Below are 16,122 nucleotides of genomic sequence, written 5' to 3' on the forward strand. Positions count from 1 at the left end.
TCATTCAAGGAAAGGAGGAAGCATAAAGTGTTATGATTCCACGAATGCCGCTTTTTCATGGAAAGGAGGAATCAAAGAGGTGTTATGATTCCACGAATGCCGCTTTTTTATGGAAAGGAGGAAACAAAGAGATGTTTGATTCCACGAATGCCGCTTATTCATGGAAAGGAGGAAACAAAGAGGTGTTATGATTCCACAAATCCCGCTTTTTCAAGGAAAGGAGGAAACAAAGAGGTGTTATGATTCCACAAACCCCGCTTTTTCAAGGAAAGGAGGAAACAAAGAGGTGTTATGATTCCACGAATGCCGCTTTTTTATGGAAAGGAGGAAACAAAGAGGTGTTTGATTCCACGAATCCCGCTTTTTCATGGAAAGGAGGAAACAAAGATGGGTTTGATTCCACGAGTCCCGCTCATTCAAGGAAAGGAGGAATCATAAAGGTGATATGATTCCTCGAATCCCGCTATTTTCACGGAAAGGAGGAAACAAAGAGGTGTTTGATTCCACAAATCCGCCTCATTCAGGAAAAGGAGGAAACAAAGAGGTGGTATGATTCCAAGATTCCCGCTTATTCAAGAAAAGGAGGAATCATAAAGGTGGTATGATTCCACGAGTCCCACTATTTCATAGAAAGGAGGAAAACAAAGAGGTGCTATGATTCCACAAACCCCGCTCATTCAAGGAAAGAAGGAAACAAAGAGTAGTTTTAATTCCACTAATCACACTTATGCTCCCCCATCTATCTCCCTAAACCTTGTTTCGTCAAAAGGCATGGATGATTTGACTGAGACAACCTTTTTTTCAGGATACCTGAGTGCTGTTAAATAGCCTCCAAATACCGCTCCAGTATCAATGTTCACTGTATCGCCGACAAATCTTGCTTCGCGAACAGGTGTGTGACCGTAGACAATAAATGGTTTTCCTTTGTACAGCTTCGCCCAGTCTCTTCTTACAGGAGTGCCGTCAGGGTTTGTCTGGCCTGTTATGTCCCCGTAAAGAACAAATTCTTTTACCTTTTTATGCGTTTTTCCTATGTAGTCTGCCCGGATCCCAGCATGGGCTATGACAAGTCTGCCTTCATCAAGAACCTGATAGAGAGGTGATTCGTCGTAGAGCTTCATGAAGCTTTGATAGATATGGTTACGATCATCTTCAGCGAGCGCTTCAAGTTCTGCGGCAGTCGTTTCTAAACCATGTGCAACCTGGACTTTATTTCCGAGCATGTAGCGGTACAGTTTGTTGCAGTGGTTGCCTGGCACGTAGAATCCTGCTTGATTTTCTGTAATTTTAATAACGGTCTTGATTACTTTTATAGATTGTGGGCCCCGGTCAGCAAGATCTCCTACGAAAGCAAGCTTTCTGCTGCTGTGTACAGGATACCCGTTTTTCCAATCATATCCGAGTTTTTCCGTAAGTTCATAAAACTCATCAAAACAGCCGTGAATGTCACCGATAATATCAATTTTCATCTAAACCCGTCCTCATTTGTCTCTTTTTCTAAGATGATAGCAGATATCTTTAAAGAATCAAAAATATCATATACTTTCATCGTTCCAATAATGAAAGAAAAGAATGCAGGATAATAGAAAAAACCCGTTATAAAAACGGGCTTCATTTGTTCCTGAATGTTCAGCTTTTCTTAATCAAACATATATTTCCTCGTCCGTGATCTGACATTCAGCACAATGCCAATGGCAATCATATAGGTTGCAAGTGAACTTCCCCCATAGCTGATAAAAGGAAGCGGCAACCCTGTAATTGGCAGAAGGCCGACAGTCATGCCGACGTTTTGGAACACCTGAAACGTTATCATGCCAATGACTCCTGTACAGAGGAAGCTTCCGAATGGATCGTTGCTCTCAAGTGCAATGTGAATCATCCGGTAGATGAGCAGGAAGAAAAGAGAAATCACAATGCTGCCGCCGATAAATCCGAATTGTTCAGAAATAATCGCGAAAATGAAATCTGTGTGACCCTCAGGCAAATAAACCTCAAGCTGCTGATAGCCTTTTCCGTAAAGCTCACCCGATCCGATGGCAAGAAGGGATTTGATCAGCTGAAATCCGATGTCGCTTGAATATTCATAGGGATTAAGCCAGCCATAAATTCGATCCAGTTTGTAAGAATTAGTGTCTAGAATGTACTTGTTGAAGAAATCCGGAAAGGTGAAAAAAATAAAAACGCCTATAGCTGCCACTCCGGCACCGGATAAAATAAAACTGAGAATGAGTTTCCATTTAACACCTGAAACAATAATTAACGATCCGATAATGGCACAAAAGACCATTGTCATCCCGGTATCAGGCTGTCTCATCAGCAGAAGTATGGGAGGTGCCGCTGCTGCAAATACTTTACCTAAAAGGAACAAGTCATCTCTGACCGTGTTGGTGGCGTATTTTTCGCGATGATCTGTGATAATTTTGCTCAGGACAATAATCATAAATATTTTCATAAGTTCTGAAGGCTGGAAATTACCTATACCAGGGAGAGTGTACCAGCTTCTTGCGCCTTTAATCGGCTCTACAAGCGGCGGCGGCAGGACTTCAAGCCCTAATAGCAAAACCATCCCAAATCCATATAAATACCATGAGAGCTGTTTGAACCGGTCAAAATCAATGACCATTGTTCCAATAACTGCGATAATTCCGATGATGTACCATCTAAGCTGAAGAAAGGCAAAGTTTATATTCTGCAATTTTTCGGGTAGAGTAGGTTGGGCACTGCTTATCGCAATGGCACTGGTCAGCGCCATTAAAAACATAATAAAAATAAGTGTGTAGTCTAACTGCTGCTGTGGGGATTTATCTGTGTTCATAATGGATCCCTTTCTATAAAAAAACTAAGAATGTAAGAAAATCATTTTTTTAATTCTGAAACAATAATCAGAGGTGAATAAACTCCCTCTGATTGAAGTTTCACTAATCAATCTTAGCGAAAATTGATGAATTTGCAAAGGATTCATTTGTAAAACATCGCAAAACATGCTACCTTATCACAAGGAAAAAACGTCTGTACAGAGCGCAAACACTAGTGCCATGCATGTTTTATACACGTGTATAAAATGTATCACAATTTGATGACATTTCGATGTCTTGGCTTTAATATAGGAACGTGTCGGGGAAGGAGGAGACTCTTGATGTCAGATGAAAGAGAAAAACTGGAGATGGAAACAGCTAAATTAGTAACCTCCTTGGAGAATGAAGACTTTGAAGGGTTTCGTTCCATGTTTTTGGAGCAGCATCCATACGATCAGGCGAAAATTTTTGTCAAGCTTGAGCAGGAGGAACGGACAAAGCTTTATCATTACTTGTCTCCTGAAGAAATGGCTGCTCTTTTTGAGAATATAGAAGACGAAGAGTACAATTACGAAATGTACCTATCCGAAATGGATCCGCGCTTTGCATCCCAAATGCTTGAGCACATGTACGCGGATGATGCGGTAGATGTACTTAATGAACTGAATAAAGATCAGGTAGCAAGCTATCTGACCATCATGGATGATGAAGCTGCACAGGAAATCCGTGAACTCCTGCATTACGAAGAATTTACAGCAGGAAGTATCATGACGACTGAATTCATCGCCATTATTGCCAATCAAACCGTTAAATCTGCCATGCATATTTTAAAGCATGAAGCACCAGACGCTGAGACGATTTACTATCTTTATGTCATCGATGAAGATAAGCATCTTGTAGGCGTAATCTCACTGCGGGATTTAATCGTCAGCGACGATGATCTCATGATTGGCGAAATTATGAGCGAACGGGTATTTTCTGTATCCGTCGGCGAAGATCAAGAAGATGTTGCAAGAAAAATGAGAGACTATAATTTCCTTGCTCTGCCTGTAGTTGATTTTCAGAATCATCTTTTGGGAATTATTACGGTTGATGATATCGTCGATGTTATCGATGAAGAAGCATCTGACGACTATTCAAAGCTTGCAGCGGTATCAGATGTGGATTCTATCGACAGGGGGCCCCTGTCAGCGGCCAAAAAAAGATTGCCATGGCTGGTTATTTTATTATTTCTCGGAATGTTAACCGCTAATTTAATAGGACAGTTTGAAGAAACACTTGATAAAGTTGCCATTCTTGCTGTATTTATTCCTCTTATTGCTGGAATGGCAGGGAATACTGGGACGCAGGCACTTGCAGTTGCCGTCAGAAGAATTGCAATGGGTGATCTTGAAGAGGGCGGCAATTTAAAAATTATTGCCAGAGAAGCTGGTACAGGAATCATAAATGGCGCAGTGTGCGGATTTCTTGTGATTGGAGTCGTTTATTTCTGGAAGCATGATTTCTTTTTAGGACTTCTGGTTGGCATCTCCATTCTTGCAACCTTGACTGTTGCGACAATCGCCGGGGCGTTTGTCCCGCTTGTGATGCACCGGCTGAAGGTTGACCCTGCCGTGGCATCAGGCCCTTTTATTACAACAATTAATGATATTATTTCCATTCTTATCTATTTTGGGATGGCAACTTTGTTCATGCAATATTTAATCTAGATTCAGGATAGGAGGGAAATACTGTGCATGGAGCATCTTTTTCATCACTTGTAATCGTATTATTAGCCGCTTTTATAACCCCTCTCCTGCTGCATCGCTTTAAAATTAAAGTCATGCCTGTTGTAGTGGCCGAGATTATTATGGGAATCATTATCGGTCAAAGCGGATTTAATCTGGTCCAGGAGGATATGTGGCTTGAAACACTGTCCATGCTCGGATTTATTTTTCTTATGTTTTTAAGCGGACTTGAAATTGATTTCACCGCTTTTATCGGCGGCCGGAAAAAAGAAAAGCTTCCGAGCGGAAAAGAGGCGCCAAATACGTTTGCCGTTTCATTCCTTGTTTTTGTCGGCATCTTTATTTTGTCTCTGTTCCTATCGTATTTGTTTGTTTTCCTTGGTTTTATCGAAAATGCCTTCTTGATGACACTCATTATTTCCACGATATCTCTCGGTGTGGTCGTTCCTACTCTGAAGGATGCGGGCATAATGAAATCCAACATTGGACAAATTATTTTGCTTGTTGCAGTTATCGCCGATTTAGTGACGATGATTCTGCTTGCTGTCTTTGCATCGATTTATGGCGGTGAAAATACGAATACGTGGCTGCTTTTAGTTTTATTTGGCGCTGGAATTGCTTTATATTTCCTCGGAAAAACTTTTCAAAGCAGGTCGTTTATTGAAACTCTGTCAAAAGGCACGATTCAAATTGGGACTAGAGCGATTTTCACCCTGATTGTTGTCCTTGTAGCTCTATCAGAAACAATCGGAGCTGAAAATATATTAGGTGCTTTCTTGGCGGGGGTTCTTGTCTCGCTGCTTTCACCGAACAAAGAAATGGTTCATAAAATGGATTCCTTCGGATACGGCTTTTTGATTCCGATTTTCTTTGTCATGGTGGGTGTCGAACTTGACATATGGTCGCTGTTTAAAGATTCTAAGATTCTAATGCTGATTCCCTTGCTGTTTATCGCTTTGCTGATCTCTAAAATTGTGCCGATCTATTTACTGAAGAGATGGTATGACACAAAGACCACGCTGGCATCTGGCTTTTTGCTGACATCAACATTATCTCTTGTTATTGCGGCAGCTACTATTGGAGAAAGAGTGAATGTGATTGATGCGCAAATGTCCGGGGCGCTCATTTTAACAGCGGTCCTGACGAGTATCTTTACTCCAATCGGGTTTAAGAAGCTTTTCCCTGTACAGCTGTCTGCCCAAAAGAAGCTGAAGGTTGCTTTCATTGGAGCCAATCAGATGACACTTCCGGTAACGCGCGAGTTAAATCCGAAGCTGTATGATACAACGGTGTATCATACTCATATCGATAAAAATGAACTGCAGATCGCTGAATCCCTTTTTCAGATTGAGGACCTTGAAAATTATTCAATTGAAACTCTTCAGTCAAAAGATGTTTTCAATGCAGATATCCTGATAGCCGCTACGGGAGATGAAGATGCGAATGCGGAAATTTCCTTATTTGCGAAAGAGCTTGAAGTGGACCGCGTGATAGCAAGCATTTCGTCACCATTATTGGATGAACAGCTTAGAGTCAAGGGTATTGATGTCTTCTCTGTCCTGTTATCTACAAAAACTCTGCTCAGAGCACTGATTGAAGCTCCTGGCATCATGAAAATTCTGACTCATAACGATTCGGCGCTGTATCAGATTAAAATGAACAACAGACGTTACGATGGCATGGTGCTGCGCAGCTTTCCCTTTACCGGCGACGTTATCTTTGTCCGTATTTTCAGGGAAAATGAATCGATTGTGCCGCACGGCGATACAGAGCTTAAACGCGGAGATCTGCTGATCCTGACTGGATCTGCTGAATATGTCGATGAGCTCAGACAAGAGCTTGAATTCCATAAAAGCTGAAAGTTTTGACTTGAAAGTTTCTTTCATCATGATATGATGTACATGTAAATATTTCTAAAATTATATATGAACTACCGCTAGGGGAGCCCTGTCAGAAGGGCTGAGATTGAAGTTTGCCTTCAAGACCCTCAGAACCTGATCTGGCTAAAACCAGCGTAGGGAAGTGGTGTAAAGGCCTATTCATACACCACTTTTCTATGCGAAAAGTGGTTTTTTGCCGTTTTCGCACTTAAAAAAGAGGAGGAACAAAACATGTCATTTTCAAAAGAATGCCGGGAGTATGCAAATAAATGGTGGGAAGGAAGCTTTGAACATCCTTTCGTAAAAGGAATTGGCGATGGAACCCTTTCAAAGGATAAATTTAAATATTATGTGATGCAGGATTCATATTACTTGACGCACTTTGCAAAAGTGCAGGCTTTTGCAGGGGCAATGGCGCCTGATTTGCATACTACCTACCGAATGTCCGTTCATTCACAGGGAACGTATGAAGCGGAGCTCTCTTTGCATCAGCAATTTTCAGTCCTGCTTGGCATTACAGAGAGGGAAAGGGAAGAATTTAAGCCATCTCCAACTGCGTATGCTTACACCTCTCATATGTACCGTTCCGTTGCGACAGGAAATCTTGGCGAAATCATTGCCGCATTACTTCCTTGTTACTGGCTCTATTATGAAGTCGGTGAGCATCTGAAAGATTGCAAGCCGGGTGATGATGTTTATGAAAAATGGATCGCGACTTATCACGGTGACTGGTTTAAAGAGCTGGTTCTTGAACAGATTGCACGATTTGACGAGCTTGCGCTGCTTGCAAGCGATCACGAAAGAAAAATGATGAAAGAAAACTTCCTCATCAGTTCGATGTATGAATATCGTTTCTGGGACATGGCGGAAAAAATGGAAGCGTGGGATGAGTCAGAAACGGTGCAGATGCAAAAGTGAAATTGCATCTTGTGACAGAAGGCCGCCGTAATATAGCAGAGCTCATAAAAATCATCACAGACATACATACAGTTGCCGATGCCATTCATATTAGAGAAAGAAATAAATCAGCTTGTGAACTGATAGAGCTGGTTGAAGCTCTCCATCGAAATGGGGTGCCGAAATCAAAGCTTATAATGAATGACCGTGTGGATGCAGCTCTTCTTTCTGGTTTGCATCAGGTTCAGCTCCCATCTCACAGTTTTGATGTGAAACTGGTGAAACAGAGGTTTCCGCACCTTGTGGCGGGCTGTTCTGTGCACTCTGCTGCTGAAGCAATCTATTGTGCTGAAAATGGGGCAGACCGTCTCCTTTTTGGCCATGTATTTCAGACATCATCTAAAGAAGGTTTAAAAGCAAGAGGGATTGGTGCATTAAAGGAAATAGCTGAATCTGTCAGCATTCCTGTCATTGCAATTGGGGGAATCACCCCCGCTGTCATTCCAGAAATAAGAGATTTAAAGATTGAAGGAGCAGCCGTGATGTCCTGCGTTTTTTCATCCGATCATCCTTATCATGCTGCACTTGAGATTGCAGAACTATTAAGAGGGGGAATGGGCGATTGAAACCTTTATTTGATGCCGGTATTATCGGCGGGGGCGTCATCGGGCTTGCCTCAGCCTATTTTTTAGCGAAAGCAGGCATCCGCGTAGCTGTGTTTGAAAGCGGGAAAACAGGCAGCGGCGCATCCAGTGCTGCTGCCGGAATGCTTGGCGCCCATACTGAAACAAAAAAGGATGATGCTTTTTTCAGGTTTGCGAAAGATAGCCAGGCGCTTTATCCGGAATTAGCTCATGAGTTGCTGCTGAAGACCGGAATCGACATACAGCTGCAGTACAATGGAATGTACAAACTGGCAATTTCAGAAGAAGAAGCGGATGCTTTGAAAAAAAGAGCAGCAGAAGAACCAGATGTTGAATGGCATTCTAAAGAAAAAGTTCTAAGGAATGAAGAAGGCATATCGGATGCCATATACGGGGCTCTTAAAATTGAAAAAGACGGCCAGGTTAATCCCGCTGCTCTTTGCAAAGCCTTAACAAAAGCAATTCAGCTCATGAACGGAAAGGTTTTTGAAAACACACCAGTTTATAATATCAACAGAATTGAACACTCCCATTATGAAATTGAAACGCCTCAAGATCTCTTTTTTTGCGAAGCTCTAATTCTTGCAAATGGTACATGGAGCACCAGATACTTAAAGGATTTCGCCCGGAATACCTCTGTTTATCCCGTTAAAGGCGAGTGTTTGTCTGTGACTTTAAAAGAGGGAAAACTATCATCTACTGTTTTTCATGAAAGCTGTTATCTTGTGCCAAAGCTTGACGGAAGAATTGTAATTGGCGCAACGATGAGAGAAGATACGTGGAATACAGAGCCTTCCGTTCAAGGGATTGCAGCCCTCATGAATAAAGCGGTGAAAATGATGCCGGCAATTGAAAAGGCCAGTTTTCATCACGCATGGGCTGGATTAAGACCTAAAACAGCAGACGGAAAGCCATTTATTTTCAAGCATTTGGGCATGCCGAACCTTTTTGTGGCAACAGGTCATTTCCGGAATGGCATCCTTCTTGCTCCGAAAACTGGTGAAATGATCTGCGATTTATTTTTTAATAAACATGTAAATAAAGAATACGTTCATGAATTTAGAATGGACCGTGAACTAGAGGTGAGATTATGACGCTGAAAGTGAATGGGAGCATGGTCGCTCTGCAGTCATCTGTTCGCACGGTTCAAGATTTGCTGGCTTTTTATAAAGTAAGTAATAAAATCGTCATTGTTGAACATAATTCAGAAATTATTGCCAAAGAAGAATACGCAAAAACGGTTATCAATGACGGGGATGTTCTTGAAATCGTTCATTTTGTAGGAGGAGGATAAAAAATGCTGACAATCGCAGGAAAAACGTTTCAATCGAGATTGCTGCTTGGAACGGGAAAGTATCCGTCTTATGACATTCAAAAAGAAGCAGTACGAGCGGCTGAAGCTGATATTTTAACGTTTGCGGTAAGAAGGATGAATCTTTTTGAACCGTCTCAGCCTAATTTTCTAGAGGAGCTTGATCTTTCACGCTACACGCTTCTGCCGAACACAGCCGGTGCGAAAACGGCGGAAGAAGCAGTCAGAATCGCCAAGCTCGCTAAGGCATCAGGGTTATGTGATATGATAAAAGTAGAAGTGATTGGGTGTGCGAAGACACTGCTGCCCGATCCTGTAGAAACCTTAAAAGCAAGTGAGGAGCTCGTCAAGGAAGGGTTTATAGTGCTTCCTTACACGTCCGATGATGTCGTGCTAGCAAGAAGGCTTGAAGAAACAGGTGTTCATGCCATTATGCCTGGCGCATCGCCGATCGGTTCAGGTCAGGGCATTATCAATCCTCTTAATCTATCTTTTATAATTGAACAAACGAATCTGCCGGTAATTGTGGATGCAGGTATTGGAGCAGCTGCTGATGCAGCAAAAGCGATGGAGCTTGGAGCGGATGGTGTTTTGTTAAACACCGCCGTTTCTGCTGCAGGCAATCCTGTTAAAATGGCAGAAGCTATGAAGCTTGCTATTGAAGCAGGAAGGTTAAGCTATGAAGCAGGCAGAATACCGGTCAAAACCTATGCATCTGCAAGCAGCCCGAACGAAGGAATGATAACATCCTAAATGGAACGGTACTCTAGGCAAATCTTATTTTCTCCAATAGGAGAAGCAGGGCAGAAGAACATTCGAAATGGTCATGTCCTCATTATTGGTGCGGGGGCTCTTGGGACGGCAAATGCAGAAATGCTTGTACGTGCGGGCGTCGGCACACTGACGATAGTAGACCGTGACTACGTTGAATGGAGCAACTTGCAGCGGCAGCAGCTCTATACAGAAGAAGATGCGAATTTGCGTCTTCCTAAAGCAGCAGCTGCCAAACAAAGACTATCACAGATTAATCATGAAGTAGAAATCAGCGCGGTCATTGAAGATGTGACGGCTGAGAATATTCTTGAATTTAGTCAGAATGCAGATGTTATTGTTGATGCAACAGATAATTTTGAAACGCGGCTTGTGATCAATGATGCAGCTCTTAAGCAGGGCATTCCTTGGATCTACGGGGCATGTGTCGGAAGCTATGGCCTGACTTATACGATTTTGCCAGGTCTTTCGCCTTGTCTGAACTGCCTTTTGAAGCAAATTCCAATGGAAGGTCAAACATGCGATACAGTGGGGATTATCAGTCCTGCTGTCCAAATGGTTGCCTCTTATCAAACAGGGGAAGTGCTGAAATTGTTAACAGGCGCTGCAGATCAGCTGAGAAAAGAACTGCTGTCGTTTGATGTTTGGAGAAATCAATTTTCGCAAATAAAAGTCCATGCACTGAAAGATTCAGCTTGTCCATCATGCGGCGAATCTGCCGTCTATCCGTTTTTATCACGCACTAATAGTGTGAAAATGTCGGTTCTATGCGGCAGAGATACGGTTCAAATTAGACCTTCAGTCTCAAAAGAAATGAACTTTAAGGAGCTTGCAAAAACACTTGGAAGAGCTGCTGCAGAAATCACGGCAAATCCGTATTTACTTTCATTTCAGACGGAGCAGCACAGAATCGTCGTCTTCCGTGACGGCCGGGCACTGATACATGGAACAAAAGATATAGCGGAAGCAAGGAAAATTTATCAGCGCTATTTAGGATAACAAGTTTAGAATACATGAAAGAAAACTGGCCAATACAGGCCAGTTTTTTTCTGGATTATGACATAGATTTATTGGATTTCTTTCTTGTTTTAGACTAGCATGGACTTAACAATTATTTTATAAAGATTGAAGGTAGAACATGTCTAATAAATCTAAGAATTTAGCTGGAATATCACTAGCTGTCATGGGAGCGGGGTTTGCCGCAACAATCCCTTTTCAGGGATCTGTTGCTGGAGAATTTCTGCAGGGAGGATTTGAAGCCGGACTTGTCGGCGGGTTAGCAGACTGGTTTGCAGTTACAGCGTTATTCAGACACCCATTCGGCTTGCCTATCCCGCACACCGCATTATTGCCAAAGAATCGCAACAGGATGATCAGGGCACTGGTTAACACAATCGAAAATGACTGGCTGTCAAAGAACAGTATTCAAACGAAATTATCACAAATAAACTTGACAGAAAAACTGCTGCCTATCCTTGAAAAAGAGGTTCATTCTGATTCTTTCAAAAAAACAATGAAATCGCTCATGATCCAAATGATTGAAAGTGTGGATTTTGAAAAACTTGCTCCCCTTATCCAGAAGCAGCTGAAAGGTTATTTAACATCTGATGAAGTATTGAATCTCCTTAAAGCGCTCATCCATCAGGTGCTTGAACGGAAATATGATGAGAAAAGCCTGGATTATTTCCTGATGAAAGCTGAGGAGTGGGCGTCAAGACGCGATCAGCGGGAGGAGTTTGGCAGGTTTGCGATGAGGGCCATTGATAATGGACAGGCCGATGGTTTTTTGCAATTTGCCATTAAATCCTTCCGGAATATTGTAAACGAAGAAAAACTGGGGAAAATTCTCCAGGATATTATTCTGAATGTAATTGGCGGTTTGCGGAATCCTGAAAGTGAATACCGGCAGGCCATCCTTGAGCGCGTTCGAAAAGAATTGCTCGGCATTCAGGAAAACCATGCTTTGCTGGAGGAAGTAGACCGTGTGATTTCAGAGTGGGATCCTTCTGAAAAACTGATGACAATCTTAAAGAAGACGCAAATAAAAACAATAACCTTTATTGAAGAAGGTTCATTTATGGACGGCCATCTTATGCCTTTTGCTGATCAATTAATCGGGAAAATCAGTGCAGATAAAGAAAAAACAGATGCTATCGAGAGCAAAATACAAGAACAAATCACTCTTTTTATCGAAAAAAACCATTCCAAAATCGGCAAACTTGTCGAAGAGAATTTAAACAAGCTTGACGATGAAAAATTAATTGATATGATTGAAAATAATGTCGGGAAAGATTTACAGTGGATTCGGGTGAACGGTGCAGTATGCGGATTTTTCATCGGAATTGTTTTAACGGGACTAAAAATGCTCTTTTAAATAGCTGTGATGATTCAGGTTTATCGATGAAATCCGGCAGTGCTCTAGAAAATAAGCAAATAGCATGATATAATTATAACCAGGTACTAATAACATGTATTAATTAGGAGGATTCCAAATGAATTTATCATTAACTGGACGCAATGTAGTCGTAATGGGCGTCGCTAACAAACGAAGCATTGCCTGGGGAATTGCCCGTTCTCTTCACTCGGCGGGAGCGCGTCTAATCTTTACATATGCAGGTGAGCGCCTTGAAAAATCAGTGCGTGATCTAGTTGAAACGCTTGACCGCAATGATTCCATTGTTCTTCCATGTGATGTAACGAATGATGCTGAAATTGACACATGTTTTGAAGCAATTAAAAAGGAAGTCGGCGTTATTCACGGTATCGCCCATTGCATCGCGTTTGCCCATAAGGAAGAACTGAGCGGAGAGTACATGAATACAACGCGCGAAGGATTTTTGCTTGCTCACAATATCAGTTCTTATTCACTGACAGCTGTCGCAAAAGCTGCAAGAGGCTTAATGACAGAGGGCGGAAGCATCGTGACACTCACATATCTTGGCGGAGAAAGAGTCCTTCCTAACTACAACGTGATGGGAGTTGCTAAGGCATCACTTGATGCAAGTGTGAGATACCTGGCAAGCGATTTAGGAAAAGACGGCATCCGCGTGAATTCCATTTCTGCCGGCCCAATCCGTACGCTTTCTGCAAAAGGAATCAGCGATTTCAACTCGATCCTGAAAGATATCGAAGAACGCGCGCCGCTGCGCCGCACAACAACACCAGAAGAAGTTGGAGATACAGCCCTGTTCTTATTCAGTGACCTTGCAAGAGGCATGACTGGCGAAAATCTTCATGTAGACTCTGGCTATCATATTTTAGGTTAATCTAAGCCTTGAGAAAAAAGAAGAAACGGGAATGAATTGCAGAGCAATTTGTTCCCGTTTTTTTGTTGTTGGAGGAGAGTATGGGCTAAGCTATGATTCCTTTTCACTTAGATTGAGAATGTTTAGTGAGCTCGAAGGGTTTGTATGATTCCCCAAATTTATGAAGGAGGGTGAATAGTGGAATCAAAGGGCTGGATGATTCCACTATTTCATGAGGGAGCGTGAATAGTGGAATTAAAAGCTTGGATGATTCCCCAATTTCATGAGGGAGGGCGAATAGTGGAATCAAAGGGCTGGATGATTCCACAATTTCATGAAGAAGGGTGAATAGTGGAATCAAAAGCCTGGATAATTCCACAATTTTATGAAGAAGCGTGAATAGTGGAATCAAAGGGCTGGATGATTCCACAATTTCATGAAGGAGCGTGAATAGTGGAATCAAAAGCCTGGATGATTCCCCAATTTCATGAGGGAGCGTGAATAGTGGAATCAAAAGCGTGGATGATTCCCCAATTTCATGAAGGAGCGTGAATAGTGGAATCAAAAGCCTGGATGATTCCACAATTTTATAAAGGAGCGTGAATAGTGGAATCAAAGGGCTGGATGATTCCACAATTTCATGAAGGAGCGTGAATAGTGGAATCAAAAGCCTGGATGATTCCCCAATTTCATGAGGGAGCGTGAATAGTGGAATCAAAGGCCTGGATGATTCCCCAATTTCATGAAGGATGGTGAATAGTGGAATCAAAAGCCTGGATAATTCCACAATTTTATAAAGGAGCGCGAATAGTGGAACCAAAGCCCCGTATGATTCCACAATTTTATGAAGAAGCGCGAATAGTGGAACCAAAGCCCCAGGATGATTCCACAATTTTATGAAGGAGCGTGAATAGTGGAATCAAAAGCCTGGATGATTCCCCAATTTCATGAAGGAGGGCGAATAGTGGAATCAAAAGCCTAGATGATTCCCCAATTTCATGGGGAAGCGTGAATAGTGGAATCAAAGGCCTGGATGATTCCACAATTTCATGAAGAAGGGTGAATAGTGGAATCAAAAGCCTGGATAATTCCACAATTTTATAAAGGAGCGTGAATAGTGGAACCAAAGCCCCAGTATGATTCCACAATTTCATGAAGGAGCGTGAATAGTGGAATCAAAGCGCCTGAATGATTCCACAATTACATGATGGAATGTGAATAGTGGAACCAAAGCCCCCGTATGATTCCACAATTTCAGAATAAACCGTATTCCAAAGAATCATCTACCTTCCAAAGTTGCGATTTTTTTCGAAAAAAATAAATTTGCTCCCTGTCCATGTGACCACCCCTATTCTGATAAAATATGGATAAGGAATGAAATCCTAATTATAAGGAGGAGTGGTATTAGCATGAGTGAATTTCAAGATCAGGTTACTGTCGATGCACCGCTTGACCAAGTATTCAAATTTGCGTCAAATGTTGAAAATGCCCCATTGTTTATGCAAAATGTGAAGAAAGTCGAAAAGCTGACGGAGGGCCCGGTCCAGGCAGGCACGAAATACAGGGAAACCCGTGAAATAAGGGGAAAGGAAGCATCAGCGATTATTGAGTTTACAGAATTTGTTCCGAGCTCAAAGTACTCCGTTAAAAGTGAAATGAACGGGATGGAAGCTATTTATCATTACACGTTTTCATCATCAGGAAATCAGACGACAATCCGTTTTGAATGTGAAATCAATGCCAAAAAGTTCACAATGAAACTCATAAAGCCGGTATTTGTGAAGATTATGAAAAAAGAAGATGGAGATCATCTTCAGCATATGAAAAAAGCTTTGGAAGCAAAGGTGACAGATGATAAAAAAGGGCTGTGACCGATGAAGGGAGTAACATTTAAACTGGCTGAATCAGCCGAATTAGAAGAAATATATGAATTAGCGGGAGAAAACCGCAGAGAAGCAACAAACCACGTTTCAGACGATAATAAGGAAAAAATGATTGAAGCCTACGAACACTCCGCTAAATATCAGGCATATTTTGTTTGCCTGATGGACGAAAGCACATTGATTGGCTGGATTATGATTGATAAAGCATTCGATTTCCTGACAGGCGATGAAATAGGCTGGATTAATGATTTATATGTAAAAGGATCATACAGAGGCAAGGGCTACTCCAAGCTGTTGATGGAGGAAGCATTAAAGGAGTTCAAACAAAACGGGTACAGTGATGTCAAGCTGAATGTGTATGCACATAACCAGAAAGCAATGAAACTTTACGAACAAATGGGGTTCAAAGACGTCAGCAAATTTATGAAAATATCTCTTTAACACTCTCTCATCATAAAACTAATCTCTCCGCATATACTTCTTTGTAGAACACGAACATGAGGAGGGACGTCTGTGAAAAAGCATCAATCTGTTAAGAATCCTCCGCTGCTGTATATCGTTCAGCCGGAATTTGAACCTGTGTTAACATCCATGCAAAAAACATATGTCGTAAAAAGAGTGCTGCCGGCCGAAACAGCAGCTGCACCTGAGGAAGCTGTTTTAAGCGAGGAAGTGAAGCCTGAGGCAGCGGTCCAAAAAGAAGGCAAATTGACAAAGCCTCTGCATTCCTTTAATGACTTGTCGATACCGGATAAAATTCAGCTTCTGCTTCATTTGCCTGACCGTCTTTCAAGCCTGAACTGCAGCATCTCAACGAACGTAAAAACCCACATAGGCAAAGTAACAGAATACAAGGATAATTGTGTGACGATAAACGGTGAAAAAGTTCCGCTGGAAGAAATAAAGGCCATATATTTAAAAGGTTTATGAGAAGTGTCCGAATGGGCACTTTTTTGTATTGTGTATAC

At 41.9% G+C, this 16,122-nt stretch carries 16 protein-coding genes and 1 riboswitch; of the genes, 13 read left to right on the forward strand and 3 right to left on the reverse strand.

Annotated features, from left to right (window positions below):
* Positions 1-725 precede the first annotated feature (725 nt).
* Together prpE and ABEQ24_RS00010 are read right to left on the reverse strand one after the other, a co-directional pair.
* Positions 726-1,469, reverse strand: a complete 744-nt coding sequence (prpE, locus tag ABEQ24_RS00005) for a bis(5'-nucleosyl)-tetraphosphatase PrpE (RefSeq protein WP_430004841.1) — start codon at positions 1,467-1,469, stop codon at positions 726-728.
* Positions 1,470-1,639: 170 nt separating this feature from the next.
* Positions 1,640-2,815, reverse strand: coding sequence for an FtsW/RodA/SpoVE family cell cycle protein (locus ABEQ24_RS00010; RefSeq protein ID WP_430004842.1), 1,176 nt, complete (start codon positions 2,813-2,815; stop codon positions 1,640-1,642).
* Positions 2,816-3,136: 321 nt separating this feature from the next.
* Here ABEQ24_RS00010 and mgtE point away from each other — a divergent pair, with 321 nt between their 5' ends.
* From mgtE to fabI, 10 genes are all read left to right on the forward strand, one after another.
* Positions 3,137-4,504, forward strand: a complete 1,368-nt coding sequence (gene mgtE, locus ABEQ24_RS00015) for a magnesium transporter (RefSeq protein ID WP_430004843.1) — start codon at positions 3,137-3,139, stop codon at positions 4,502-4,504.
* A 23-nt stretch (positions 4,505-4,527) separates the two neighbouring features.
* A complete protein-coding gene (locus tag ABEQ24_RS00020; RefSeq protein WP_430004844.1) occupies positions 4,528-6,381 on the forward strand; it encodes a monovalent cation:proton antiporter family protein in 1,854 nt (617 codons plus the stop codon).
* Positions 6,382-6,450: 69 nt separating this feature from the next.
* A riboswitch (TPP riboswitch) is annotated at positions 6,451-6,560 on the forward strand.
* A gap of 73 nt (positions 6,561-6,633) precedes the next feature.
* On the forward strand, positions 6,634-7,320 hold the full coding sequence (tenA, locus tag ABEQ24_RS00025; protein WP_430004845.1) for a thiaminase II: 687 nt from the start codon (positions 6,634-6,636) through the stop codon (positions 7,318-7,320).
* Entirely contained in the window at positions 7,317-7,925 is a 609-nt protein-coding gene (tenI, locus tag ABEQ24_RS00030; protein WP_430004846.1) for a thiazole tautomerase TenI, read from the forward strand. The genes tenA and tenI overlap by 4 nt, the downstream gene beginning before the upstream one ends.
* Entirely contained in the window at positions 7,922-9,037 is a 1,116-nt protein-coding gene (gene thiO / locus ABEQ24_RS00035) for a glycine oxidase ThiO (protein ID WP_430004847.1), read from the forward strand. Before tenI ends, thiO begins: the two co-directional genes overlap by 4 nt.
* Positions 9,034-9,237 carry a sulfur carrier protein ThiS gene (gene thiS, locus ABEQ24_RS00040; RefSeq protein WP_430004848.1) on the forward strand — a complete coding sequence of 68 codons (204 nt, stop codon included), beginning with the start codon at positions 9,034-9,036 and terminating at the stop codon, positions 9,235-9,237. The genes thiO and thiS overlap by 4 nt, the downstream gene beginning before the upstream one ends.
* A 3-nt stretch (positions 9,238-9,240) precedes the next feature.
* Complete coding sequence (locus tag ABEQ24_RS00045) at positions 9,241-10,008, forward strand: thiazole synthase (RefSeq protein WP_430004849.1); 768 nt, start codon at positions 9,241-9,243, stop codon at positions 10,006-10,008.
* Complete coding sequence (locus tag ABEQ24_RS00050; RefSeq protein WP_430004850.1) at positions 10,009-11,025, forward strand: thiazole biosynthesis adenylyltransferase ThiF; 1,017 nt, start codon at positions 10,009-10,011, stop codon at positions 11,023-11,025.
* A 139-nt stretch (positions 11,026-11,164) separates the two neighbouring features.
* A complete protein-coding gene (locus ABEQ24_RS00055; RefSeq protein ID WP_430004851.1) occupies positions 11,165-12,400 on the forward strand; it encodes a DUF445 domain-containing protein in 1,236 nt (411 codons plus the stop codon).
* Between the two features lie 118 nt (positions 12,401-12,518).
* A complete protein-coding gene (fabI, locus tag ABEQ24_RS00060) occupies positions 12,519-13,292 on the forward strand; it encodes an enoyl-ACP reductase FabI (protein ID WP_430004852.1) in 774 nt (257 codons plus the stop codon).
* A gap of 103 nt (positions 13,293-13,395) precedes the next feature.
* On the opposite strand, the gene ABEQ24_RS00065 is transcribed toward fabI, so the two are convergent.
* On the reverse strand, positions 13,396-14,040 hold the full coding sequence (locus tag ABEQ24_RS00065; protein ID WP_430004853.1) for a hypothetical protein: 645 nt from the start codon (positions 14,038-14,040) through the stop codon (positions 13,396-13,398).
* A gap of 640 nt (positions 14,041-14,680) precedes the next feature.
* On the opposite strand from ABEQ24_RS00065, the gene ABEQ24_RS00070 reads away from it, so the two are divergent.
* The 3 genes from ABEQ24_RS00070 to ABEQ24_RS00080 all read left to right on the forward strand — a co-directional run bounded on the left by ABEQ24_RS00070 (position 14,681) and on the right by ABEQ24_RS00080 (position 16,084).
* The gene (locus ABEQ24_RS00070) at positions 14,681-15,142 is read left to right on the forward strand and encodes an SRPBCC family protein (protein WP_430004854.1); all 462 of its coding nucleotides are present in this window, start codon (positions 14,681-14,683) and stop codon (positions 15,140-15,142) included.
* A gap of 3 nt (positions 15,143-15,145) precedes the next feature.
* Positions 15,146-15,595, forward strand: a complete 450-nt coding sequence (locus tag ABEQ24_RS00075) for a GNAT family N-acetyltransferase (protein WP_430004855.1) — start codon at positions 15,146-15,148, stop codon at positions 15,593-15,595.
* 72 nt (positions 15,596-15,667) lie between these two features.
* On the forward strand, positions 15,668-16,084 hold the full coding sequence (locus ABEQ24_RS00080) for a CotO family spore coat protein (protein WP_430004856.1): 417 nt from the start codon (positions 15,668-15,670) through the stop codon (positions 16,082-16,084).
* Positions 16,085-16,122 lie beyond the last annotated feature (38 nt).

The sequence above is a fragment of the Metabacillus idriensis genome, from assembly GCF_050483325.1.
GTDB classification, from domain to species: Bacteria; Bacillota; Bacilli; order Bacillales; family Bacillaceae; genus Bacillus_P; species Bacillus_P idriensis_A.

Coding starts and splice junctions, on each gene's coding strand:
- thiS (WP_430004848.1), top strand. CDS start 9,034: ATGACGCTGAAAGTGAATGGGAGCATGGTCGCTCTGCAGTCATCTGTT.
- fabI (WP_430004852.1), top strand. CDS start 12,519: ATGAATTTATCATTAACTGGACGCAATGTAGTCGTAATGGGCGTCGCT.
- tenA (WP_430004845.1), top strand. CDS start 6,634: ATGTCATTTTCAAAAGAATGCCGGGAGTATGCAAATAAATGGTGGGAA.
- mgtE (WP_430004843.1), top strand. CDS start 3,137: ATGTCAGATGAAAGAGAAAAACTGGAGATGGAAACAGCTAAATTAGTA.
- ABEQ24_RS00070 (WP_430004854.1), top strand. CDS start 14,681: ATGAGTGAATTTCAAGATCAGGTTACTGTCGATGCACCGCTTGACCAA.
- prpE (WP_430004841.1), bottom strand. CDS start 1,469: ATGAAAATTGATATTATCGGTGACATTCACGGCTGTTTTGATGAGTTT.
- ABEQ24_RS00045 (WP_430004849.1), top strand. CDS start 9,241: ATGCTGACAATCGCAGGAAAAACGTTTCAATCGAGATTGCTGCTTGGA.
- ABEQ24_RS00010 (WP_430004842.1), bottom strand. CDS start 2,815: ATGAACACAGATAAATCCCCACAGCAGCAGTTAGACTACACACTTATT.
- ABEQ24_RS00075 (WP_430004855.1), top strand. CDS start 15,146: ATGAAGGGAGTAACATTTAAACTGGCTGAATCAGCCGAATTAGAAGAA.
- ABEQ24_RS00055 (WP_430004851.1), top strand. CDS start 11,165: ATGTCTAATAAATCTAAGAATTTAGCTGGAATATCACTAGCTGTCATG.
- ABEQ24_RS00050 (WP_430004850.1), top strand. CDS start 10,009: ATGGAACGGTACTCTAGGCAAATCTTATTTTCTCCAATAGGAGAAGCA.